Annotated in this window: 19 protein-coding genes; 9 read left to right on the forward strand and 10 right to left on the reverse strand. The window is 43.1% G+C overall.

What is annotated here, in order from left to right; all coding sequences use genetic code 11:
* Positions 1 to 4: 4 nt before the first annotated feature.
* Positions 5 to 1,759, forward strand: coding sequence for a cache domain-containing sensor histidine kinase (locus M3629_RS07755; protein WP_251503803.1), 1,755 nt, complete (start codon positions 5 to 7; stop codon positions 1,757 to 1,759).
* Between the two features lie 46 nt (positions 1,760 to 1,805).
* Here M3629_RS07755 and M3629_RS07760 read toward each other — a convergent pair whose 3' ends face one another.
* The 3 genes from M3629_RS07760 to M3629_RS07770 form a co-directional block, all read right to left on the reverse strand.
* Entirely contained in the window at positions 1,806 to 2,696 is an 891-nt protein-coding gene (locus M3629_RS07760; RefSeq protein ID WP_090916140.1) for a carbohydrate ABC transporter permease, read from the reverse strand.
* 15 nt (positions 2,697 to 2,711) lie between these two features.
* Entirely contained in the window at positions 2,712 to 3,602 is an 891-nt protein-coding gene (locus M3629_RS07765; protein ID WP_251503805.1) for an ABC transporter permease, read from the reverse strand.
* 77 nt (positions 3,603 to 3,679) lie between these two features.
* Entirely contained in the window at positions 3,680 to 5,275 is a 1,596-nt protein-coding gene (locus M3629_RS07770; protein WP_251503808.1) for a hypothetical protein, read from the reverse strand.
* Positions 5,276 to 5,692: 417 nt separating this feature from the next.
* Between M3629_RS07770 and M3629_RS07775 the strand changes: the two genes are divergently transcribed.
* The gene (locus M3629_RS07775) at positions 5,693 to 6,703 is read left to right on the forward strand and encodes an alpha/beta fold hydrolase (RefSeq protein ID WP_318283465.1); all 1,011 of its coding nucleotides are present in this window, start codon (positions 5,693 to 5,695) and stop codon (positions 6,701 to 6,703) included.
* A 119-nt stretch (positions 6,704 to 6,822) separates the two neighbouring features.
* The gene (locus tag M3629_RS07780; RefSeq protein WP_251503815.1) at positions 6,823 to 7,443 is read left to right on the forward strand and encodes an NAD(P)-dependent oxidoreductase; all 621 of its coding nucleotides are present in this window, start codon (positions 6,823 to 6,825) and stop codon (positions 7,441 to 7,443) included.
* A gap of 121 nt (positions 7,444 to 7,564) precedes the next feature.
* Here the strand turns inward: M3629_RS07780 and M3629_RS07785 are convergent, their stop codons facing one another.
* A complete protein-coding gene (locus tag M3629_RS07785) occupies positions 7,565 to 7,987 on the reverse strand; it encodes a VOC family protein (protein ID WP_251503820.1) in 423 nt (140 codons plus the stop codon).
* A gap of 191 nt (positions 7,988 to 8,178) precedes the next feature.
* Here M3629_RS07785 and M3629_RS07790 point away from each other — a divergent pair, with 191 nt between their 5' ends.
* The 3 genes from M3629_RS07790 (at position 8,179) to M3629_RS07800 (ending at position 12,924) form a co-directional block, all read left to right on the forward strand.
* Positions 8,179 to 9,993, forward strand: a complete 1,815-nt coding sequence (locus M3629_RS07790) for a family 43 glycosylhydrolase (RefSeq protein WP_251503823.1) — start codon at positions 8,179 to 8,181, stop codon at positions 9,991 to 9,993.
* 365 nt (positions 9,994 to 10,358) lie between these two features.
* The gene (locus M3629_RS07795) at positions 10,359 to 11,711 is read left to right on the forward strand and encodes a glucoamylase family protein (protein ID WP_251503826.1); all 1,353 of its coding nucleotides are present in this window, start codon (positions 10,359 to 10,361) and stop codon (positions 11,709 to 11,711) included.
* Between the two features lie 193 nt (positions 11,712 to 11,904).
* Positions 11,905 to 12,924, forward strand: a complete 1,020-nt coding sequence (locus M3629_RS07800; RefSeq protein WP_251503829.1) for a phosphotransferase enzyme family protein — start codon at positions 11,905 to 11,907, stop codon at positions 12,922 to 12,924.
* 87 nt (positions 12,925 to 13,011) lie between these two features.
* Here M3629_RS07800 and M3629_RS07805 read toward each other — a convergent pair whose 3' ends face one another.
* A complete protein-coding gene (locus M3629_RS07805) occupies positions 13,012 to 13,710 on the reverse strand; it encodes a transglutaminase-like domain-containing protein (RefSeq protein WP_251503832.1) in 699 nt (232 codons plus the stop codon).
* 29 nt (positions 13,711 to 13,739) lie between these two features.
* Complete coding sequence (locus M3629_RS07810; RefSeq protein ID WP_251503835.1) at positions 13,740 to 14,501, reverse strand: AraC family transcriptional regulator; 762 nt, start codon at positions 14,499 to 14,501, stop codon at positions 13,740 to 13,742.
* Between the two features lie 396 nt (positions 14,502 to 14,897).
* Between M3629_RS07810 and M3629_RS07815 the strand changes: the two genes are divergently transcribed.
* On the forward strand, positions 14,898 to 15,653 hold the full coding sequence (locus M3629_RS07815) for an SDR family oxidoreductase (protein WP_251503838.1): 756 nt from the start codon (positions 14,898 to 14,900) through the stop codon (positions 15,651 to 15,653).
* Positions 15,654 to 15,768: 115 nt separating this feature from the next.
* Here M3629_RS07815 and ureC read toward each other — a convergent pair whose 3' ends face one another.
* The 3 genes from ureC to M3629_RS07830 all read right to left on the reverse strand — a co-directional run bounded on the left by ureC (position 15,769) and on the right by M3629_RS07830 (position 19,410).
* Entirely contained in the window at positions 15,769 to 17,481 is a 1,713-nt protein-coding gene (gene ureC / locus M3629_RS07820) for an urease subunit alpha (protein WP_251504636.1), read from the reverse strand.
* Entirely contained in the window at positions 17,481 to 18,104 is a 624-nt protein-coding gene (ureA, locus tag M3629_RS07825) for an urease subunit gamma (RefSeq protein WP_251503842.1), read from the reverse strand. The genes ureC and ureA overlap by 1 nt, the downstream gene beginning before the upstream one ends.
* Positions 18,105 to 18,393: 289 nt before the next feature.
* Positions 18,394 to 19,410: a patatin-like phospholipase family protein gene (locus M3629_RS07830; RefSeq protein ID WP_251503845.1), complete on the reverse strand. Its 1,017-nt coding sequence runs from the start codon at positions 19,408 to 19,410 to the stop codon at positions 18,394 to 18,396.
* A 506-nt stretch (positions 19,411 to 19,916) separates the two neighbouring features.
* Here M3629_RS07830 and M3629_RS07835 point away from each other — a divergent pair.
* Entirely contained in the window at positions 19,917 to 20,897 is a 981-nt protein-coding gene (locus M3629_RS07835) for an ROK family protein (protein ID WP_251503848.1), read from the forward strand.
* A gap of 73 nt (positions 20,898 to 20,970) precedes the next feature.
* Here M3629_RS07835 and M3629_RS07840 read toward each other — a convergent pair whose 3' ends face one another.
* Positions 20,971 to 22,215 (reverse strand): AraC family transcriptional regulator, encoded by a 1,245-nt coding sequence (locus tag M3629_RS07840; RefSeq protein ID WP_251503850.1) that lies wholly within the window; start codon positions 22,213 to 22,215, stop codon positions 20,971 to 20,973.
* 268 nt (positions 22,216 to 22,483) lie between these two features.
* On the opposite strand from M3629_RS07840, the gene M3629_RS07845 reads away from it, so the two are divergent.
* Entirely contained in the window at positions 22,484 to 23,836 is a 1,353-nt protein-coding gene (locus M3629_RS07845) for an MFS transporter (protein WP_251503853.1), read from the forward strand.
* Positions 23,837 to 23,859 lie beyond the last annotated feature (23 nt).

Raw genomic sequence — 23,859 nt, forward strand, 5'->3', positions numbered from 1 at the left:
ATCGATGAAATATAAGCGGCCTTTTCAGATTAAATACAAGATTATGGTGATCTGTATGATCGTCATCATCTTTCCTGTCGTTGTGATGACTATTAATTCGTACTACTCTTCCGAAAGGTTATTATCACAGAATTACAATACATTACTCAGCGACTTGACCAAACAGACGAACATTCGCATCGACGAGTTTTTGAAAGAAATCGAAAAGATCACGTTGCTCGCCAGTAATGGACTCAGCGACAGTTTATCTGCTACCCATGAAGGCAGCTTTCCGATCCAGGATTTTCTGCGTGTAAGTAATGAAGAAAACGAAATCTCGGCATATAACATATTAATGAATTACATCATGATGAAGGATCGTGTATTTTCCATTTATCTCTACAATATGAACGGAGGAGAAGATCTGTTTGTAAGTCCACATCAACCGATTGACAAGGCCTTCAATGTGAGAAATGAGCTGTGGTTCAAGAAGTTTATGCATGAGGACGAGCGTACGATCACGTTAACAACCCGGGTTGACAAGCAACTGGAAAATAAAGTACTCGCCGTGTCCCATGCACGAAAAATTCATGATGTCACGAATGGCAAATTGCTTGGCGTGATGGTGGTTAGCATCGATATTAAATTTATCGAAATCGTCAATCGTAACTTGCAGGAAGGACTCCGATCCAGATTCATGATCATCGATGAAGACGAAAAAATCGTTTACAACGTCAACGACCAGTTAATTGGCACCTTGTTTCGGGATAACGTTCGTCCATCCGAAGCAACCAACGTCGTGGTAAAGAGTCCGCTTAGTCAGCAGAAATGGACTACATATGTCTATATGCCGCTGGAAGAGCTAACTGCCGATGGTAGAATACTAGGTAAAAACCTCGTAACGCTAGCGATCGTCATGTCACTTTTCGCTGCGGTGATCTCCATTTTCCTGTCTCACGTCATTACACGTCCCATCAAAAAACTGTTAAACAATATACGTCTTGTCGAAAAGGGGCAATTTGAGCAGGTGCAGGATATTCGCTCTCGTGATGAGATTGGCCATTTATCCACCAGATTCAACCGAATGTCCCATGAATTGAAACGAATGGTGGAACGCATGCAGCAGGAAGAGATCGAGAAAGCCGCTGCCGAGATGCGGGCACTGCATGATCAGATTAACCCGCACTTTCTGTATAATACATTAGGCTCCGTGAAATGGATCGCTTCCATGCAACAGGCCGACAAAATTGTAGATATGACCGATGCACTGATCTCTATGCTCCGATATGCCACCAAGTCTGATGGAAGCCTCGTGATGATTCGTGAAGAATTAACTCACATTGCACATTACGTGACTATCCAAAATGTTCGATATTATGGCAGTATTCAGATGAAATATGAGATCGATGAGAACCTGCTACAATATGCAATGCCTAAAATGATCCTGCAGCCCATCGTCGAGAACGCGTTCTTTCACGGTCTGGCCGAGATCGAAGAGGATGGCGTAATTACGATTCGAATAGGATCTCAGGAGGAAGACATCTGCATTGAAGTTTGTGATAATGGAGCCGGCATGGATCAGAGCATGGTACGAAGCTTGATGGAGGAAAAGCATGAAACAGGAAATGGAGGCCGGGGGATAGGCCTCTATAATGTACAACGGCGTATTCAACTTCACTTCGGTGAGCCGTATGGGATACAGGTAAAAAGTGAGGTCGGCAAAGGAACAACGTTTGCAATTCTGCTTCCAGCGATCTCCTGTTTACCAGATAACAAGTGAATGTGGATTAGACAGTCGGATGTGAAGTGGCCCTTGATGTCACACTTTAACCTTTAACACTGCCGAGTACCAGTCCTTTGGTAAAATACTTTTGCAAGAACGGATAGATCAGGAGAATCGGTATCGCACCGAGGAACATCTGCGCGGCTCTCCCTGTCCGGGCATTCATCATAGATAACAGTTGCGTGTAATCCGATCCGGATTTCAGCATCATCTGCTCAAAGCTTTGAAGCAGCGTCTGCAAATAGCTCTGTAACGGATAGTTGGCTGGATTATTCATATAGATAATGCCGTCAAACCAGGAGTTCCAGTGACCCACAATGCTGAACAATCCAACCGTCGCGAGCGCAGGTTTGAGAAGCGGCAGCATAATGCGGATCAACACTTGCAGAGGGCCTGCGCCGTCAATGATAGCCGATTCTTCGATCTCTTCAGGAAGTCCACGAATAAAGTTCATCAGAATAATCATGCTGAACACGGGGAGCGCTCCTGGCAGAATCAGAGACCAGATGGAATCAATCAGTCCCATTTTCACCACAACCAGATACGTCGGGATTAAACCGCCGCTAAACAGCATCGTTACGATAAAAAATCCCATGTAGACGTTGCGCCCCATCACCTTCTGTTTGGTTTTGGATAGAGGGTAGGCTGTTAGCACAATTAACACCAGATTCACAAGCGTGCCCAGAACCGTTCGCTGGATGGCAACCCATAGCGAGGAATAAAACGCGCCACCAGAAAGGGCAAACTCATAAGCTTTGGTTGTGAACTCGACAGGCCAGAAGGTAACACTACCAGCCGATACCGCTGAACTGCTACTGAAGGACACAGCGAGTAAATTCACAAATGGCAACACACAGAGTAGCGAGATGGTCAGCAGGATGGTGTAATTTATAATAAGAAACACGCGTCTGCTTATACTTTTATCATAGATCATGCGAATATGCCCTCCTTAGAAGATACGGTAACCCGCCACGCGGTAAGCTAGAATGTAAGAGACAGCGACTAGAATGCAGGAGATCACGGATTTGAATAATCCAACGGCGGTCGCAATGGAATATTGGGCCTGCTGTATCCCCAGACGATAGACATAAGTATCGATAATATCACCGGTCTGATAAACGACAGGAGAGTAGAGATTGTAAATCTGGTCGAAACCGGCATTCAACACGTTTCCAAGGGAAAGCACAGACATCAGAACAATCGTTGGCATGAGTAGGGGCAGGGTGATATAGAGTGTTTGCTTCCAACGCTTGGCTCCATCGATCACTGCGGCTTCATATAGTCCGGGGTCAATGCTGGTTAAAGCCGCCAGATAAACGACCGTTCCAAAACCGAAACCCTTCCATATGTCACTCACGATCATTGTCCATGGGAAGATGGAAGGAGTACCGAGAAAAGAGATCGGCTTGACGCCGAACAAACTCAGAAACGTATTCACGGTGCCATTCGCACTTAGAACATCCAGCATGATACCCGCCATAATGACCCAAGACAAGAAATTCGGTATATATACGAGGGTCTGAAAGGTGCGTTTGATCCCGTTGTGCAGGACTTCGTTCAGCAATAGTGCAAAAACAACCGGCACCACAATGCCGCCAAGCATTTTAAATATGGACATGTAGAGGGTGTTCCAGATCGTTCTCACAAAGTTAGGCTGATTGAATACATGCGTGAAATTATCCCATCCGACCCACGGCGAGTTAAAGCCGAGACCGGGGTTATATTTTTGAAACGCAATAATGAGTCCATAGAACGGGATGTAGCTAAAAATAAACACCAGCACAACGCTGGGGATCAACATGAGGTGGTAAGGACTTTGCTGCTTCCATTTTTTCAGCATGGCTTTTCCTCCGTTCAGTTATCAAAAAGAGGGGATGAGAACGGGCTCACCCCCTCCGGCTTCACACCGCAAATGCTTTATTTCCCGTAGGCTTCGTTGACTGCTTCAATGGCATTATCTCCACCAGCTGCTCGCCAGTTCTGTACGACCACGTCAAAATAATCGATGCTTTCACTGCCCATAATGATTTTGGTAAATCCTTCGGTCAGAATGTCATCCAGCGTTGTGCCGTAACTGGAGAGAGCTTCGGGCGTAACACCCCATAGCGCGGTTTTGATATAGTTGTTGCTATCAAGCACTTTTTTGGCCAGACCATATGCATTTTTCGGAGCACCCTGTTGCAAATAATCGCCAGTTGCTCCCGGTGTCGCATTTTTAATAAACTCCACGCTATTATTGTATTTCTGCCACATCCCTGAAGTCGTAAGTCCGCTCGTATCCTTCGTTTCAAGAGCTTTGGACACAGCCTCAAACTGCTCATAGTCCGAATTCGGATTAAGTACACGGAACGCACCAACCACGTGGGCAATATCATTGTCGAGCAGGGCAGACAGTGTCTCCGGTGTTTCCTTGCCGTTACCTTCATCTACGATGTAGGCATAATCATTCAAGATTTCAATCACCGCTTGCGGATTGGCGGCATCTTTTTTCATAACAATGTAGTTGTTGTTGGCAAAAAAGATCGACTGTTTTGCTTCCTTACCGTCCACAGTTGGAATGAGATACGGATAAAAGATCGAATCTTTGCCCAGATTGGCAATCGTATCTACGCCCGGATTATACCCCCACCACTGATAGTAAGGCTGGATGCCTACTTTACCAGCAACGATATCGGCATTCATCGCATTGAAGTCTTTAATTGCAAATTCGGGATCAATAATGCCTAATTTATACCACTCCGCCCACTCGGCAAGCGCGTTTTTCATCTCAGGTTGAATGGAGCCATAGGTGAGTTTTCCCGAATTATCTTCAATCCACATGTCGGGATGTGCGTTCCAAGCAATCGCTAGCAGGTTGAGGTAGTCCAGGGATTGATCCACAGCGATGCCGTATCCGCCGTGTTTTTCCATAAAATTAAGCGCCATATTTTTGATATCTTCAACGGATTTCGGATCTTGCAGTTTAAGTTCCTCTTTCCAGTCGTTCCGGATCCAGATAAAGTCGGGCTGTTCAATTAACCCCCAGTGCATCTGCGGTATACCGTAAAGCTTGCCGTCTTTTTTTCCTGATTCGTAGCTGTCTGCATCCGCTTTCATATAACCTTTCAGACGTTCCGAGGCATGCTGTTCAAAGGCTTCTGTCAAATCCATGACCATATCGGCTTCAACCAATTGGCGTAACTGAGAAGGATTCACCCGGAAAACGTCAGGTAGTTCGTTGGAAGAGATGGCGAGATTGAGTTTTGTTTCATATTCATCACTGACCCAGTCCGTCTTGACGTTAATGTTTAACTTCTCTTTATACCGGCGAGTCCAGACATTATTGGTGATATCATCGCCCTTTGGATACTTCGCTGAACTATACTCCGATGTGACCGTATGAATGGTGACTGCACCTGTGCCGTCATCGTCCGCATCGGTCTGTGTTTTACCTTTTCCCGTGTCACTACAAGCTGTGATCAGCAGAGCAGACATACTCACTGACATGATTAGAAGCTTCATCTTTTGGTTCATTCACGTTCCCCCTCAAGTTCAAGTCATATTTAGGAAAGTTGTACTTGAAGATATTGTAATGGAGAATAAGAGGAGGGGATATAAACGTTATTGACCAGAATCTGTATGATTTTTTACTTAAGAGGAAGATTGAGAGAGCGAATGGGATGAAAAGTGTGTACGAATCTTGCACTTATTTGAACTGTGTTGCACTTTTTTGACCTGATTCACCTGTTTGCGATGTGGCTGATATTAATTCGCTGGCCCCCAAATGGATTAGTAGAAGGAAGAATGAAGAAGGTTTGAAAGAAAGTTTATAGCGTTCGTTCATGTTCCGTTCATATTGCATTCATTCTAGGGACATCGAAGTTGAGTACACTTGACTTGGAGTAAAACAAGACCCACCCGAGAAGGAAACATGACATAAAGGAGCTGAAGGTGTTGATTGAACCAAGTCATTCAGATTCAAAAAAAACAAAAGCAAGCCAGGATTCCAAAGTCAAGCGAGTGCTTAAACTTTTACTAAAAGTCATAGCCTCTATACTTATCGTCATCCTGCTTTTCATCGCGACCGTGTTCACGGTGAACCAAGTCAGCAGTCATTCTGAACAAAAGCGACTGGAGCACTACGGGCAACAGGTATCTGTCGATGGAAAACGAATGAACGTATTCATGCAGGGGGAAGGGAAAGAAACGATAGTCATTTTACCCGGATTCGGGACAGCTTCGCCTGCACTTGATTTTAAACCACTCATCTCCGAACTGAGTCCTCATTATAAGGTCGTAGTTGTTGAACCTTTTGGTTACGGACTAAGTGAGCAGACTGACAAGGAACGTAGTTCGGCTAATATCACGCATGAGATCCATAGTGCCTTGCAAAGCCTCGGTATCAAACGTTATACGCTCATGGCGCATTCCATCTCAGGTCTCTATAGCCTGGACTATGTGAACCGATATGCAGATGAGGTACAAGCATTCATTGGGCTAGATCACAGTGTCCCGTCTCTTAGCGAGCAAAAAGTTGAAGCTTCCGACATCGAGCCAATAAAATGGTTCCGTAACCTTGGTTTTGCCCGTGTGCAGTTAAAACTGACTGATGACCCGTATGAAGGGCTCTCCTATGATGACGATACCAGAGAGCAATTAAACATTTTAATCCGTAAAAATATGTACAACAACACACAATTAAACGAGGCCGTAAGCATGTATTCTAATTTCCAAGCAGCGAAACAGCTTACCTGGCCAAGTGATTTACCAGTTCTTTTCTTTGTACAAAAGAACCACCCGGTCGTGAAAGAGTGGGTTGCAGAACATGAGAAACAGATGACGAACGCTAAACAGGGAGAAATGGTTTTATTGGAGGCCGGACATTACTTATATCGCTCCCATCCCAAGGAAATCGCAGAGAAGATCAGGGAGTTCAGCAAGAAGATCACTCCTACAGATTGAGGCAACGGCGTTATATGGCGTACTTAAAGTACCCGTGTAACGCTTTTTTTGTTATTCTATTGTTTTACGGGTAACATGCCGGGATATCACATCATGAACATAAAACAGGAGGTTTCTAAATGCATATTTTAGTACTAGGAGCTACTGGACGTGTCGGGAGCCATATCGTTACACATGCGCTTCAGGACGGTCATCAGGTAACTGCATTGGTCCGTACTCCAGAGAAAATAAACATGCAACACGATCGCTTGACCATTATCGAAGGTAACGTATTTGAACTCCATGATCTTGTCCATGCCATGCTCGGCGTTGATGCGGTAATCAGCGCGTTGAACACGGATGGAACAACCACACTGTCCAAAAGCATGCCGTTACTCATCAATGCCATGGGGCAGGAGGGCATAAAGCGTATCATTACTGTAGGAACAGCCGGTATTCTTCAAAGCAGAACCGAGCCGGAGAAACTTCGATATCAGTCGAGTGAATCCAGACGTAAGTCAACTAGGGCTGCCGAGGAACATGAAGAAGTGTACACGTTGCTTAAAGGCTCCACCTTGGAGTGGACCATTGTATGCCCTACGTATTTGCCAGATGGGGAGGTTCGCGGCAACTACCGGGTAGAGCGTGACGTTTTACCTGAAGGAGGCACAGAAATTACCGTTGGCGATACGGCTGAATTCACTTATCGTCAACTTAGCGACCGCCGCTTTATAAATGCACGCGTAGGGATATGTTACTGATAACCTTGCATGAAGGCAGCCTGACTTTAATTATTCGAAGTCAGGTTTTTTCCAGTCTCTATAGCATACTGACATGCTAGAACAGTACACTCTATCCAAGTTCTGCAGACTATTTGTTCTACTACTTCATACGTCTGGAGATAGGGTGATCCTCATTCATTTGCAGCAAATCCCACAGGTTCCCATAAAGGTCTTTAAATACAGCAACGATGCCATAGTCTTGTTCCTTTGGTTCTCTCACAAATTCAATGCCTTTGGAAACCATGTCCTTATAATCTCTCCAGAAGTCATCGGTATTCAGGAACAGGAAAACACGCCCACCAGCCTGGTTACCGATAAAAGGCTGTTGCTCCGGTTTGGAAGCTCTCGCGAGTAAAATGGTTGTGCCTATAGATCCCGGAGGGGCAATCACCACCCATCTTTTGTCCTGCTCAGGTTGATAGGTGTCTTCAAGCAAGGTGAAGTTCAATTTTTGAGTATAAAATTCGATCGCTTCATCATAATCGTTAACGACCAAAGCGATATGTATAATCGACTGAATCATAAGGGGGCCTCCATTTCATCTTTTGGTCAACGATACAGTTATACCATTGGAATTGGAGAGACTACAACGGTAAATAAGGAAAAGCAGGAAGTTTCCCTACTCCTAAACCCTGATTTGAAGTATGATATATACTATGTTAAGCGCTTTCTTTTAGATCAAATTCAATATACATACTTAGGAGGCTACTAAACTTGTTGAATACAAACACCAATTACGCAGGATATCTTTTTGTGCATTTTATCGGTGAACAGCCCGATGGAGAGCAGGTTTATTTTTCATATAGCGAGGATGGTCTTCATTGGAAGGACTTAAACGGGGGTAAGCCCGTATTGCGCTCCAATCTGGGGGAACAGGGTGTACGCGACCCGTTTCTCATTCGCTCCGCTAAGGAGAATAAGTTTTATCTGATTGCAACCGATCTGCGAATCGCAAACGGCAAAGGCTGGGGTGTTGCTGTAAACGAAGGCAGTCGTGATATTGTCGTATGGGAGTCCAGTAATCTCGTGGATTGGTCTTCTCCTTGGACAATTACACTTGGCATCCCGGGTGCAGGTTGTGTGTGGGCACCTGAAGCCGTTTATGATGAAGCAACTGATGAGTTTCTTGTATTCTGGGCCTCAGCCACACAAGATGCAGATGAATCTGAACGTAAACAGAAGATTTACAGCGCACGCACCAAAGACTTCCGTACATTCACTCCATCGGTAAAGTATATCGAGCGTGAAAACCACATCATTGATACGACCATTCTGGCTTCTTCGGGTTCTTACTACCGATACTCCAAAGATGAAACAACCAAAAATATTCGTGTTGAAAAGGGGAACTCTTTGGACAAGGATGCCTTCACTACGATCCATGCGCCTGTGTTGGAAGCTCTGATGGGTGTAGAAGGGCCACAGATATTTAAATTCAATGACCGGGATGAGTGGTGCCTGATTGTGGATCGGTTTGCAGAGGGAAAAGGTTATCTACCGCTGTTGACGACCGATCTCGATAGCGGTGACTTCCGAATAGCTTCAGACGACGAGTTTGATATGGGAAAAACCAAAAAGCGACATGGTGGCATTCTGCCAATCACCGCGGAAGAAGGTAATTGTCTGCTGGCCGCTTATGGAGACGGTCACCAGGTACTGGCTGGTCAATACGCTGACCCTGATGTGGCGAAGTTTGGCGACCGCTATTATATGTATCCTACTACGGATGGCTTCGACGGGTGGTCAGGTACGCAGTTTAAGGTGTTTTCCTCCAGCGATCTGCAATATTGGCAGGATGAAGGGATTATTCTTGATCTGGCAACGGATGATGTGCCTTGGGCCATCGGGAATGCATGGGCACCAGCGATTGCCAGTAGCAACAACAAATATTACTATTACTTCTGCGGCAAAATGCCTAACCAGGAAAGTGCTATTGGTGTCGCTGTTGCCGATTCCCCAACAGGTCCATTCCGAGCGGAGCCTCAGCCTTTGATTACTATGGATCAATTAAGACGTCTTGGGATTACGATGGGGCAAGCTATTGATCCTTCAATCTATGCGGAGCAGGATGGCAAGATGTATCTGTTGTTTGGCAACGGTGATGCTGCAATTGTGGAGCTTGGTGACGATATGATCACTGTGCGTGAAGAAACGATGCGTAACATTGCAGGATTGCATGATTTCAGAGAGGCAGTAACCGTGTTAAAGAGGGATGGGCTTTACCACTTCACATGGTCTTGTGATGATACGGGAAGTGAGGATTATCACGTCAATTACGGTACGTCGGAAAGCCTCTACGGCCCGGTCACCTATCACTACCCTGTCTTAAGCAAAAATGTAGAAAAAGACATGCTTGGAACAGGACATCACTGTATTTTCCATGATTCTGAAACGCATCAGTATTACATGGCTTACCATCGTTTTGTCACTCCGTTATCGCGGTTCTCCGAGGGGAAAGGGTACCACCGGGAAGTATGTATTGACCCGATTCAGTTTGAAGCAGATGGTCGTATGAAGCCTATTGTTTTGTGAAATGATGGGATGGTTGAACAGTATTGAAGCGAACAATCACGATACAAAACCGAAGCAATTCGAATAGAGTATCGTAATGGAGATTCATCATTTGTACGTCTCATGGAAGCCGCTAAACCATAGCGGCTTTTTTAGATTTTGCTTATATACGTACATGGGCCGAATCATCGCTGTTACACAAGAAAGAGTGACTGCTTGCAGAAGAATTCCTGTTATCGATGAAACGTTTCGAGTTAAAAGTCAAAAGATAAACCTAAATAAAACTTTTAAAGTAAGGGTTTTCATTTTGTTATTTACCAAATATGTACATTCGTGATATCATAAATGCGAAACGTTTCGAATTCATTTTTGAAGGGAGAAAAGAGATGAACATTGTAAAAAGGTTAGGACTTATTTTAACTTTTTGTCTGTTTGCCAGCACAGCTTTCGCTCCTGTCATATCTGCACATGATTCAGGCAAGCCGCCAGGCTTCAAACCAGAATTGAAAGCGGTTGCCAAAAAAACGTACAAATACTTCAAAGATTTTACCGATCCCATAACCGGGTTGACGTATGATGAAGTACGAATGAAGGAAACAGGGAAGGAAGAAGCCAAGCGTACCTCGCCAACAAACATCGCAATGTACATGATGAGTACCGTTTCTGCGGAACAAATGGGCCTGCTTTCGAAGAAAGAAGCCGTATCCCGCTTGAAAACAACGTTAAACACACTGGAGAAGATGGATAAGTGGAATGGTCTCTTTTATAACTGGTACAACACGGACGATGGTTCCGTCAAAAAAGATTGGGGGCAATTTATATCACAAGTAGATAATGGCTGGTTATCCGCAGGATTAATCGTCGTTGGACAAGCGTATAACGAGTTAAATGCACAAACCAGCACTCTTGTTAAACAGATGAACTATACCACGTTATACGATCCGGAAGTCGGCCAATTCCGTGGTGGCTATGATGTCGCAAAAGGCGCACTGACAGAGCATCATTATGGGTCCTTTTATACGGAACCTCGTGTAGCGAGTTATATTGCCATTGGTAAAGGAGACGTACCGAAAGAGCATTGGTGGAAGATGTATCGAACCATGCCTCTTGAATGGGATTGGCAGTCTCAGATTCCTCAGGGTCAAACGGTGAATTATGATGGCGTCGATGTCTTCGAAGGAAGTTATGAGTATAAAGGTAAAAAGTTTGTTCCTAGCTGGGGAGGCAGTATGTTTGAAGGACTGATGCCAGGAATGGTAATCAAGGAAAAAGACTTGGGTATTCAGGCACTAGGTCTAAACAATAAACGTCATGTCGATCTTCAGATCGAATATGCCAAAGAAAAAGGGTATGCAGCATGGGGATTCTCCCCATCAGCAACACCTACCGGATATAGTGAGTTTGCAGCGACACCGCTTGGCATCTCAGGTTATAAAGACGGAGCAACGGTAACTCCGCATGCAACATTCCTTGCCTTGGACTATGCGCCTGAAGAGGCACGTAAAAACATCAAAACACTGAAAAAGTTAAACATGATTGGCGAATATGGCTTATACGACTCCATCAATCTGGAGACCAAAGAAATCGCCAAAGCTTATCTGGCATTGGACCAAGGCATGATTATGGTATCTATTGCGAACTATCTGGAGGATGGAGTTATCCGTGATTATTTCCACAGCGATCCTATTGGTCAGAAACCTGAAGAACTGTTGAAAAAAGAAGTATTCTCCATTCAGTAGACCCGATTCAGAAGGAACGAGGTATCACTTGATGACGCCTCGTTCCTTTTTTGTTGATTAGACTTATGGCTTTTTTTGTGTATAACATAGTTTAAATTGTTTATTACATATTTTTAAGCTTTTGCGATCGTTACAATAACGTATAAGAGAAGTAGGTGATTTTTACTACATGAAAATTGCAGGAGGATAACCAATGAAAGATTTTTTAAAATTTGATACGAATGAAGAACGGCAAGCGTTGTTAATCAGAGCAAGGAAGGTTGCTTTATCAGCAATCCAACAGTATGACTTAGAATGGGATAAAATCGAGTTTATTCAACTATCTGAATCGATCACGTATAAAATTGAAACCAGTACAGCTAACCATTATTTGCTTCGCATTCATTCGGACCGATTGAGCAGAGAGGAAATTCGTTCGGAGCTCCTACTGTTACAAGCACTGAAAAAATCGAAAGAACTAAATGTATCCGAAGGGATACCAAGTTGTGATGGTATTTATGTTTTGGAGATTGAAACAGAAATGGGATATAGACGGCCTTATGTAACAATGATGCGGTGGATCGAGGGTGAAAAAACAACAGGGGAATTTACGGATAGTCATGCGTATAATATGGGAGTAATGATAAGCAGGCTCCATGCAGCAGCAAAGGATTTCAATCCACCTTCTGATTTTGTAAGGTCTGCTTGGGGAGTAGAAAGCTTTAAACGTGAACTGGCTAAGTTGGAACGTTACCATCAACGTTTTTTATCCGAAAAGGCATGGAAGCTGTATCAAGATGCAGCGGAGAAGGTTGTATCCCAACTTACCACTATGCGTCCAACTGAACATAACTACGGACTAATTCATGCTGATTTACATACCGGTAATATGGTTTTTAACGATAATCAACCTTCACCGATTGATTTTGAAAGATGTGGGTACGGATATTTTCTCTACGATATGGCAGGCACCATGCTGGAGCTTTGGCCTAAACATCGATGGCAGCTTATCCAAGGTTATGAGAGTATTAAGAAGCTGGAAGCCGACTATACTCGAGATCTGGAATGTTTTTTCATCATGTTCATGATCGAGAACTTCTGCCATCACGCCTCCGATCCAAGAGAAACCGCCAGTTTAATCGATGAACAAAAATATGCCCAAGCATATATAAGAGAATATTTGGACGGTAATCCATTTTTATTCGAAGTGGTCGAGCCTGTAAAAATGGATTAATACTAGCTTTCAGACGGAACGAAACGGAGAACCTACCCCGAATCTTTCCGTCTTTTTCTTGGTGTTTTGCTTCAAAAGAATAAACGATCACCCCCGCCTAATACGTCTCACATTCCTATTCATTAGACGACGAACCACATGGCTGAATATCATTCTCTTGATTGGATTTAACTTTTGGGGATGGAGAGAAAAGAATTGATCCGGATTGTCGAACGTACCGAAATCCTGGACGATGCCTTCTTTCTGCACATAGGTGTCATTTTCATTCCAAAAAATAGCGGGGTTCTGAAAATCATCCGTAGCCACGCCATACCCGCAAAATGAACCTGTACATTGCTCGAACTTTTGTTGAAGCTTGGTCAGATAAGAGAGATCCAGGATAAATCCCTCAATATTTAACCACCTATCGTTATATAACACTTCAATCCAGCTGTGGATAATCTCTTTCGGAGAAAGGTGATAATACCATCCTTTCATGGCTCCCTTTTGCAATTGTTTATGAATCGTAAAACCGTGAATACGGCAAGGGATACCTAGCGCTCTGAGTAGTGCCATGAATAAAATGCCTTTCGTATTACACTGTCCATAACCGTCGTGGAGCACTTCTGAAGCCTGAATATTATCGCTACGATTATAACCAAATTCAATCTCGTCACGAACGTAGTTATATACGTGAAGGATTTGCTCCTTTACAGGGAGTGAAGCCCAGTTACGGCTGCGAATGAGGCTCTGAATGGTCGAATGATTGTAATCTAACAATTGCGTTTGCTCGAGATTGTTGTTCATGATGAGCACCTCCTGCAAACATTGTATCGTCAGTGCAGGGAGGAAACTTGCAAAAACACGCTATCCTTACGAATATCTTTGGCGGTCATTCCGAGCAATCGCTTGCTGGTATTGGCAAAATGGGAGGGCGTATCAAAACCAGCCGCCATGGCTGCGTCCGTGATACTGGTTCCTTGGAAAATCAGATAACATGCCTTCTGTAGCTTATGTAACAACATATAACCGCTAAGCGATATGCCTGTATTTTCTTTAAACAGATGTGACAGCCTGCTGTTCGATAGATCGAACTGTTCAGCGTACATACGAATAGAGTGCTCCGAATCCGTGCAATCCTTCATACGTCGGATCAGTTCCTTGATTCGTGAATCCGTAATCGCAGGTGGAGTGTAATCCAGTTGAAAAAGAGTCATGAGTTCTTGTAAAAATAAACCGTATCGCTCTGCATCATGAATTTGCGGTAACGATGCTTTTATGAATTCGGCGACTTCTTTACAATTCACTGGAGGAAGATTGGCGTATGCCTGTTTGCCCATATATTGTTTAAAGGCGGCAGCTACGCTTGAAGTGCTGTCTATTAAAAGCAAGACTAGAGACTGCCCCGATCCCTGCAAACGATGAGATACATTGGAGTTAAGCATGATTCCAGCTGTACGTAAAACTTCTCCCTGAACTTCAATCTCAAAATCACTTTCTAACGCAATCGTGACTTGAATAAACGTATGTTGATGTACCTCAGCATCGATGGCATTGGAATGCACAAGAATGTGATGCTGCGCGCCGTATAAATTCATCAAACGGATATCACCTCATTGATAAAATAAATTAACGATCACTGTATATTACAATAAAACTGAAGCAAGATTGAAGAGGGTAATGCAACAGGACATACGTAACGATTATTTTATAATAGACTAAAATGGGTTACACATGTGATTAACTTGTTATGGACGATTTATCTTGGATTACTTGGAACAGCATCGCTTGGTTATTTGCTAAAAGGGAAATACAAAAAAACACTTGGCAAAATTGATTTGTTGTATCTGTTATCATTTGGATTGGATTGTTAGGGTATGTAAAACAAATGGGCTGTTCAGATATTCGTTTGGCTAGAAGTGTTTCATAAGTCACCTCTATTCACTATAATTGATGAAAAGATACACATCTTTTATGTAAGTGGAGGTAGAAGGATGACTCAAAATCAGAGAAAAATCGCGATTATCACCGGTGCCAGCGATCCAAGAGATATGGGAAGTGCTTTTTGCCGCAAATTAGCTTCCAGAGGAATTGATATTTTCTTCACACAATATAAGGCTGATCCGGAATGGACACTTGCGTTTCACAAAGAGATTGAAAACATGGGGGTTCGCTGTGCCTCCATCGAGATCGATCTAACCGAGCGTAACGCAGCACAACGAGTATATGAAAGTGCAGTCCAGCAACTGGGACAACCCTCAATACTGATTAACAATGCGGCTTATGGTGTCAACACCGATTACAAGTCCTTTGACGCCGAACTCTTGGATAACCACTATGCTGTTAATATGCGAACGACATTTTTACTGTGTACGATATTTGCTCGTGAATTCGAAAAGTCCAATCTAACCTCAGGCAGAATTATCAATATGACGTCGGGACAGGATATATCGCCGATGCCAGGTGAGTTAGCGTATGTTGCAACCAAGGGGGCGATCTCTGCCTTTACCACGTCCTTATCCCGTGAACTTGCACCATTGAAGATTACAGTAAATGCCGTAAATCCGGGGCCAACTGATACAACGTGGATGGATGATTCCATTCGTGATTATCTGATGCCAAAGTTCCCGCTGGGACGAATTGGAGCACCTGAGGATGCAGCGAACATTATTGATTTTCTCGTGAGTGAAGCAGGAGCTTGGATTACGGGACAAGTTATTCATTCGGAAGGTGGATTCATTCGAGAATAATCGAACGTTGCTGGAAAGAAAATGATTAGAATCATAAAAAGCCCGGCTAGGTTAGCTGGGCTTTTTTCTAGATTTAAACGGAGCCATTCAATGAAGGCAACAACGATTTCACATATTAACTCAAGAAGTATCTCTGAGCCATGGGTAATTCGTCAACCGGAAGACAACGTAGCGTTTCACCATTCACGGATACGGTATAATTTTTCGGATTAACCATAATCGTTGGCGTTTCTCCATTTAAAATCATATCTTTTTTGCTAGCTGCACGACAGCCCGTCACTGGCTTTAAAGATTTACTGAGCCCCAGAGGGGAAAGGGTACCAGCATCAATAGAGGCCTGGGACACAAAGGTTGCACAAATGGCAGAACGTGCTTTGCCATAGCTCCCAAACATCGGTCTGTACATATAGGGCTGTGGTGTCGAGATCGTGGAGTTCGGATCTCCCATTACACTATGCATAATCATGCCGCCCTTAATAACAAGTTCGGGTTTAACTCCGAAAAAAGCGGGTTTCCATAACACAAGATCCGCCATTTTACCGACTTCAATCGATCCTACATATGTTGAAATGCCATGAGTAATTGCAGGGTTAATCGTATATTTGGCAATATATCGTTTCACACGATTGTTATCCGCCTGGGTATCTCCGGTAAGCGAACCGCGTTGTTTTTTCATTTTATCCGCCGTTTGCCAGGTTCGGATTGCCACCTCACCTACACGGCCCATCGCCTGTGAATCTGAACTAGTCATACTGATTGCACCGATATCATGTAATATATCTTCCGCACCAATTGTTGTCTCCCGAATCCGCGAAGCGGCAAAGGCGACATCCTCCGGAATTTTGGGATCAAGATGATGGCAGATCATTAGCATATCCAGATGCTCATCGACGGTATTTCGGGTATAAGGCATGGTTGGACTGGTGGAAGAAGGCAGGACATTCGGCATGGAAGCAACACGTAACAAGTCCGGCGCGTGACCACCGCCCGCACCTTCGGTATGGTAGGTATGAATGGCGCGACCATTGAACGAACGCAAACTGTCCTCCACATATCCAGCTTCATTCAGCGTATCGGTATGGATATTGACCTGAATATCATACTGTTCTGCCACGCTTAAACATTTGTCGATAACATATGGTGTGCTTCCCCAGTCTTCGTGAATTTTCAGTCCGCCAACACCAGCAAGTACTTGTTCCATCAACGCTTCAGGTCTGGAACTGTTGCCTCGGCCAAGCATCACAAAATTCATTGGCAATGAATCGAGCGCTTGTAACATGCGTTCAATATGCCACACCCCTGAGGTACAGTTAGTAGCGAGTGTGCCCGTGGCCGGGCCGGAGCCTCCACCAACCATCGTGGTAATCCCACTTTGCAACGCAATTTCAATTTGCTGCGGAGAGATGAAATGCACATGGCTGTCTACACCGCCAGCGGTTACAATCAAATTTTCACCAGAGATCACTTCTGTACCTACCCCAATAACCATGTCAGGATCGACACCATCCATCACAAATGGATTTCCCGCTTTTCCAATGCCTCGGATCAATCCGTCCTTAATACCAATATCGGCTTTGACAATTCCCCATGTATCTACAATAACAACGTTGGTAATGACCGTATCCAGAACGCCTTCGCTACGCGTTGCCAGAGGATGCTGCCCCATGCCATCCCTGACCGTTTTACCTCCGCCAAAAACACACTCATCTCCATACACGGTAAAGTCTTTTTCGATCTCAATTTTTAACGAGGTGTCCGCGAGCCGAATACGATCTCCGGTCGTGGGGCCATACATGCTTGCATATGTCGCACGATCAATGGTGTTCATCATTCAACCCTCCCATTGGTTAACCCGGCGAATCCATGGATTTCCTTCGTTCCACCGATTTCAACCAGCGTAATGTCATAAACGTCTCCCGGTTCGAAGCGGACGGAAAGACCTGAAGCGATATCTAGCCGATATCCTTTAGTACCTTCGCGGTCAAATGATAGAGCGGGGTTCGTTTCAAAAAAATGAAAGTGTGATCCGACCTGAATGGGGCGACTGCCTGTATTGGTCACAGAACGGTTAATTCGTTTGCGGTTAGGCAACAGGGCAATAGGATCATCCGCAAATTCATATTCACCGGGGATAATCGCACCATCGATCCGAGTAACAGGCTCATGTACAGTCACCAGCTTCGTTCCATCCGGGAACGTGGCTTCAATCTGAACTTCACTCAGCAACTCGGCTACGCCATCCATTACCTGGTTTGCTGATAAAAGGTGACGAGCTTCTTCCATCAGTTGTTTTACGGTTTTCCCATCCCGTGCACCCTCTACGACAAAACCTGAGATATAGGCAGCGGCTTCCGGATAATTCAACTGAACGCCACGTTTCAGCCGCTTTTCAGCCATATCCGCAGCGAGGTACATCAGTAATTTTTCACGTTCCTGTACAGTTAAATGCATAGTCAGCAACTCCTTCGCTGAGTTAAAATGAGAAGAAATAACAGGCTTGGTTCCATGTAATCTTTTTCCAATCATTGCTTATGTTTGAAAATGTAACATGGTTGTGGAGGGGAGTCAAACAAGAATGTCAAACAACATAACATCAGAAGATTGATTTGTGCAAGATCACAAAAGGTTTTAAAAAGAGTGGAGAATTAAGAATTCAGATTTAACAACAAAGAATATAGACCCACACTCATAAGGAGGTTGGGCCTAAAGGAGGGGTTCCGGAAAGCTTAAGTGAATGATTCTAACCGGGGCGGTTACTCATCTCAATTTCAGGATTATCAAAACTTTTGAAATAAGTTTCTGTAGAAACAAATCCTGAGTCAATTAATACATTTTTCTCCATTTCAGTAATATTGAAATTTACTGCTGAAGTTTTATTTGTGTTTAATACATAGACAGTTCGGTCTGAATCAAGATCTTGCAAGCTAACATTCTGTTGAAAGTCTAAAATGGAACCGATTAAATTCTTTGTGAATTCATACACATTGTTTACTTCTCTTCTCTTGGGTTTCAATCCCATTAAGATATCTCGCTGGGTCAAGTTTTCGATTCTGAATCCCAGCGTCTCGGTATTCGTAATAAATGGATCGGATACACTTTCTAATTGATACTCCGAATATGATTCAGTGTTGATCCCATTCTCAACATTGTTTAGGTAGCTCTTTCTATCAAATAATTTAATTGGATAGTTAAGTAACACGCCCCCATCCACATAAATATCTTCCTTGAATTCAACCGCTTCAAAAAATAAAGGGATAGACATTGAAATACGAACAGCATCTGCTATTCTCATATCACTGTACTTCTCATGAGAGAAAATAGTAGAGAAGTGTGTATTTATATTTGTCCCGATAATGTAAAGATCTTTGAATGACTTTTCCGCTTTTTGTTTCTGGAGGTCACCAAACGTACTGTCTGGGCTTCCTGTTTTGTAATTAACTTTTTCTTCTAGCCAATTCAACATAGCTTTTCCCTTATGCCAACCATATTTATTAAACAGTCTGCTGGAATCTCGTATGATTCCCCAATCGTCATCAGCAAACTTTTTCAAATCAAGCTCCTTGAGTTCTTTCATTATCTCTGTACTTGAATAATTGAGACTAATAAGTAGAGCCACTATGGCTCCAGCAGATGTTCCACCTACTCTTGAAATGTTAGCAAAGACATTTCTCTTATGTAAAACCTCTACTACCCCTACATAAGCACAACCTAGTACTCCTCCACCCTCAAAGACCAGATTCTTAAAATGATATGTCACAAAAAACAACCCCCATTTTAGCGTGTCTTACTTTTACATTTTTCCCAATCCAAATACTTTCATTCAAAACAAGCTAATTATGGATGGCACAAACAGAAGGTCTAGCACGGTTGCAAACGGCAGCGGGGATTTTCGAGGGACGCGCTGCTGCGTTCATTGTCATTTTTGTGACCATACTTATTACTGATGGCGTACAAGGCGAGAACGTCCGAAAATGAGGGGAACGTAAAAGTCGATACAACTCAAACTATATCGCAGAGCTACATTTCTATTTTTTGCTGGTATGTTATTGTTATTACCGGTTGAGTGCGTATATCCTAAATTACTATACAGACTTCGTGTATGGGGCTACCATTGTATTCTCTGTCTACTGAAAAAACATCATCATCACGGACCGTTGGTGCGGCGAAGGGAATAATAAATTATATGACTTTATATTTAGCGTTTCCTTTAATTTCGTGGTTTAATAGTGATGTGTAAAAACCATTAAAAGTCAGGATGTTAATATGAACCAATATATAATTGGAATAGATCTGGGCGGAACCAATATTAAATCCGCTATATTTAATACAGCATTTCAGAAAGTTCACGAACGAAGTGATGCCACGGAAGCCGATAAAGGCCCGATTCATGTGTTAAATAGAATGGCAAACATTACGAAAGAAATGATGTTGGCTGAAGGAATCCATCCAGATGAGGTAAATTGCATGGGTATAGGTGTGCCAGGCTTATTAGACCCACAAACGGGCTTATCTATATTTTCGCCTAATTTCCCCGGATGGGATAATATCCATGTAGTGAATCACATGAACAACCATTTCGATTTCCCCATTTTTATCGACAATGATGTACGCGTTAATCTATATGGTGAATGGCTGTTTGGTGCTGGTGTCGGTTGTCGCAACTTAGTATTAATCACCTTAGGAACCGGTCTGGGCTCTGGAATCGTTAATGACGGAAAGGTGATCTACGGAGCAACCTCAAGCGCAGGAGAAATTGGACACATGAATATGTATCGGGAAGGCCGTGCTTGTCGTTGCGGTAGTTCAGGCTGCCTGGGCAGATATGTATCTGCCATTGGGATGGTTCGAACATTGACGGAAAGGCTGGAGGCAGGCCAATCCAGTATGATTACGGAGTGGGTAGAGGGAGACTCGTCCAGAATTACAGCCCATATGATCTCGAATGCGTATGATCTTGGCGATGCACTTGCTGTTGAAGTCATGCACGAAACAGGAGAGATATTAGGTTTCGGCCTTTCCAATGTCATAAATATGTTGAATCCAGAAATGATTATCGTTGGAGGCGGCATGTCCGCAGCTGGTGATCGTCTCCTTAATTCCGTACGTAATACCGTTAGAAATCACTCATTAAAGCTCTCTTCAGGAGCTTGTACCATCGTGCAAGCTAAATTGGGTGGACAAGCGGGTGTAATCGGTGCAGCAGCATACGCAAATCACAGGTTATTTTCAAACACCGGAATGTAACTTGGAAGTTACTAAATACACCTTTAAAGGCCGCTTTTACAGCGGTTTTTTTGTTGTTTCTGATCCAATTAATTTAACCGTTTGTTCTTTGATCTTTAAATTGTTTGGGTGTACATCCCGTATACGTTTTGAACACTTTCGCAAAGTAACTCTGATCGTAAAAGTTCAAAAGAGTAGAAATCTCCGCTAACGTATAGTGAGAATGCGTCAACAGATTTTGCGCCTCTTCAATTTTCGTTTTCAAAATAAACTGCGAAATGGAGATACCCACTTCTTTTTTGAACAGATTGGACAAATAATTCGGATTCAACGAAGTGATTTCAGCCAGTTGTGAGATCGTAATCCGTTCATTTAAATGGTTAAAGATATAGTTTTGACATATGTTAATCGGTTTCGAGTATTTGTGTTTTTTACTACGCTTCACACGTTCCGCAAAATCAAGCAGAGCAACCTCCATTAAATCCTCAACCGCTTGGCTGTCGGTTAAGTCCTCAATTTTAAGGATATAAAAATCACTAAGATTATAAGCAATCTCTTGAAAAACACCACCTTCTACCGCTGATCTTGTCGCAAGCGTGATCAGGGAGATCGCCAGATTCTTTTGACTACGCAAATAACTCGTCTTGGACAACACACTCTTTTTGCCTTGTTTGTGAATCGTATGAAAGGATTCCAGCACCTTATCGGTTCTGCCCAAACGAATGAAATCAAATACTTTTTTCTCTTTATCGATTTCCGTGTGAATGAGATTATTTTGACGGTCGTCTATGATTTGCTTATACGGTTGCTCGATTTCCAGCGTTTTTCTCCAATGGTCATCCTCGTTTTTCAACAAGATTTCGTCCAGCGTTAGCTTTTCCTGATAGAGCATGAAATACATCGCCATACTAAGATTAATTAATTTAAACGTACTCATCACAGGCACTCCGTCGTAATATTTCTTCATTTCATGATGATCCGCTTTGGCTAACAAATCACTTAGAGTCACACGAATAATTTCCTCTGTCATTTTAAAATTAATGATCGGGCCTACAATGATGATTCCTTTCCACTGATGATCCGCATGAATACGTATGGCGAAAAATTTCTCCAAATACATTGTTTCACGAAGGACAGGGAGTTGCTCGATTGGCATGCTGGAAAACAGGTCTGTCATGATCTTGTAGTCAGAGGGGAATAAGGGGTTACACCGGAAATCCACAGGGGTGACCTGATAGACTAGCGTGTATTCATTATCAAAATAGTAGACGGGTACATTGTATAAATGATGTGTCATATTACATATATATTCAAGGTTTTCATCACAAAAGTTAGGCATCACCAAGCCTCCGTTTCAATCTAAGAACTGAAAAACACATGTGAATATTCCTATTTACATGTGAAACTTACCATATGAAACCCCACAAGACCGATTATAATTTGTCATGAAATCGATTTCAAGCATGGATTTAAGGGGGCTCAGCAACTCAGCCAATATAATAAACGACCTACACCCTGAATTGAGAGCGTTATCAAATGATCAGATTCATCTTGTAATAAAATTCGACAATAGGTATTCCAAATTTTGAATAAAGAGGTGGATTTTTATGCGTCCTTTCGGATATAAGGATAAATTCGGCTATTTGTTTGGCGATTTTGGAAACGATTTCTTTTTTGCATTAGTTGGCTCATTTTTGATGGTCTATTACACGGATGTATTTCATATTAATCCGGCAGCGGTCGGAGGATTATTCTTGTTAGCTCGTTTGTGGGATGCCATAGCCGATGTCTCGTGGGGACGTTTTGTTGATACGCGTAAAGCAAGCAAACACGGTAAATTCAAACCATGGATTTATCGCATGTCATTTCCGCTTGTGATCTCCGGGGTACTCATGTTTGTTTACATTCCCGGAATGTCCGATGGATTTTATCTCGCTTACGCTTATGTTACTTATATTCTGTGGGGAACGCTTTACAGCACCGTTAACATTCCTTACGGTTCCATGGCTTCAGTCATTACTGCTGACCCTGTAGAACGAACCGTGTTGTCTACATGGAGATCGCTGGGGGCAACATTGGCACAATTATTTGTAGGCGTGGTGGGCCCGTTGCTGTTGTTTGTTAATAACGAAGCGAATGCAAGCCGTTTTTTACTGGGAGCTGTTATTTTTGGAATATTGTCCATTGCTTCTTATATGGCGTGTTATAAATTATCGATCGAACGTGTTATCCCGGATATGAACGAGAAGCCAAATACCAATTTGAGAAAAACATTATATGGACTTTTGAAAAATAAACCACTTATCGTCTTCCTGATCGGATCGCTCATTTTCTTAATAAATTTAATGTTGCTGGGCACCGTTAATACGTATTTGTTCAAGGACTATTTCGGTAACGCGCAATTACTTAGTGTGTTCAGTCTGGTGCAAGCTGCGCCTATATTTATCGGAATGCCGTTAATCAAACCGCTCGTAGCAAAGTTCGGTAAAAAAGAAGTTGCCGCTGCAGGCTTTTTACTTTCAACAATCGTTTACTTGCTACTCTATTTGATTCCAAATCTTTCCGCTGTTCAATATATGGCGATTCTGTTCATTGGGTTGTTAGGATACGCTCTGTTCAATCTGATCAGCTGGGCGTTTATCACAGATTTGGTTGACTATCATGAACATGTTACAGGACTGCGAGAGGATGCGACGATATACTCTATCTATTCCTTTTCGCGTAAAGTCGGGCAGGCCGTTGCAGGTGGTATTGGCGGGGTAGCTATGGCGGCTGTTGGGTATAATGCTACACTGCATGTGCAAACACCCCGTACACTTGAAGGCATTTATTTCTTGGCAACACTTGTTCCAGCTATAGGTCTGTTTCTCGTATTTATCTGCATTGCTTTCCTGTATCCATTAAACAAAAAACGTACAGCACAACTTGTAAGCGATATCAAGGCTAAGCGAACGAACTGATACCCGTAACCCGTTTCATAACA

This window comes from Paenibacillus polysaccharolyticus (genome assembly GCF_023714295.1).
GTDB classification, from domain to species: domain Bacteria; phylum Bacillota; class Bacilli; order Paenibacillales; family Paenibacillaceae; genus Paenibacillus; species Paenibacillus polysaccharolyticus_A.

Bases quoted from the DNA above. Each gene is read 5' to 3' on its own strand.
- M3629_RS07840 (WP_251503850.1), bottom strand. From the start codon at position 22,215: ATGCCTAACTTTTGTGATGAAAACCTTGAATATATATGTAATATGACA.
- M3629_RS07800 (WP_251503829.1), top strand. From the start codon at position 11,905: ATGAAAGATTTTTTAAAATTTGATACGAATGAAGAACGGCAAGCGTTG.
- M3629_RS07815 (WP_251503838.1), top strand. From the start codon at position 14,898: ATGACTCAAAATCAGAGAAAAATCGCGATTATCACCGGTGCCAGCGAT.
- M3629_RS07835 (WP_251503848.1), top strand. From the start codon at position 19,917: ATGAACCAATATATAATTGGAATAGATCTGGGCGGAACCAATATTAAA.
- M3629_RS07765 (WP_251503805.1), bottom strand. From the start codon at position 3,602: ATGCTGAAAAAATGGAAGCAGCAAAGTCCTTACCACCTCATGTTGATC.
- M3629_RS07810 (WP_251503835.1), bottom strand. From the start codon at position 14,501: ATGAATTTATACGGCGCGCAGCATCACATTCTTGTGCATTCCAATGCC.
- M3629_RS07805 (WP_251503832.1), bottom strand. From the start codon at position 13,710: ATGAACAACAATCTCGAGCAAACGCAATTGTTAGATTACAATCATTCG.
- M3629_RS07785 (WP_251503820.1), bottom strand. From the start codon at position 7,987: ATGATTCAGTCGATTATACATATCGCTTTGGTCGTTAACGATTATGAT.
- ureC (WP_251504636.1), bottom strand. From the start codon at position 17,481: ATGAACACCATTGATCGTGCGACATATGCAAGCATGTATGGCCCCACG.
- M3629_RS07770 (WP_251503808.1), bottom strand. From the start codon at position 5,275: ATGAACCAAAAGATGAAGCTTCTAATCATGTCAGTGAGTATGTCTGCT.
- M3629_RS07845 (WP_251503853.1), top strand. From the start codon at position 22,484: ATGCGTCCTTTCGGATATAAGGATAAATTCGGCTATTTGTTTGGCGAT.
- M3629_RS07760 (WP_090916140.1), bottom strand. From the start codon at position 2,696: ATGATCTATGATAAAAGTATAAGCAGACGCGTGTTTCTTATTATAAAT.
- M3629_RS07755 (WP_251503803.1), top strand. From the start codon at position 5: ATGAAATATAAGCGGCCTTTTCAGATTAAATACAAGATTATGGTGATC.
- ureA (WP_251503842.1), bottom strand. From the start codon at position 18,104: ATGCATTTAACTGTACAGGAACGTGAAAAATTACTGATGTACCTCGCT.
- M3629_RS07780 (WP_251503815.1), top strand. From the start codon at position 6,823: ATGCATATTTTAGTACTAGGAGCTACTGGACGTGTCGGGAGCCATATC.
- M3629_RS07795 (WP_251503826.1), top strand. From the start codon at position 10,359: ATGAACATTGTAAAAAGGTTAGGACTTATTTTAACTTTTTGTCTGTTT.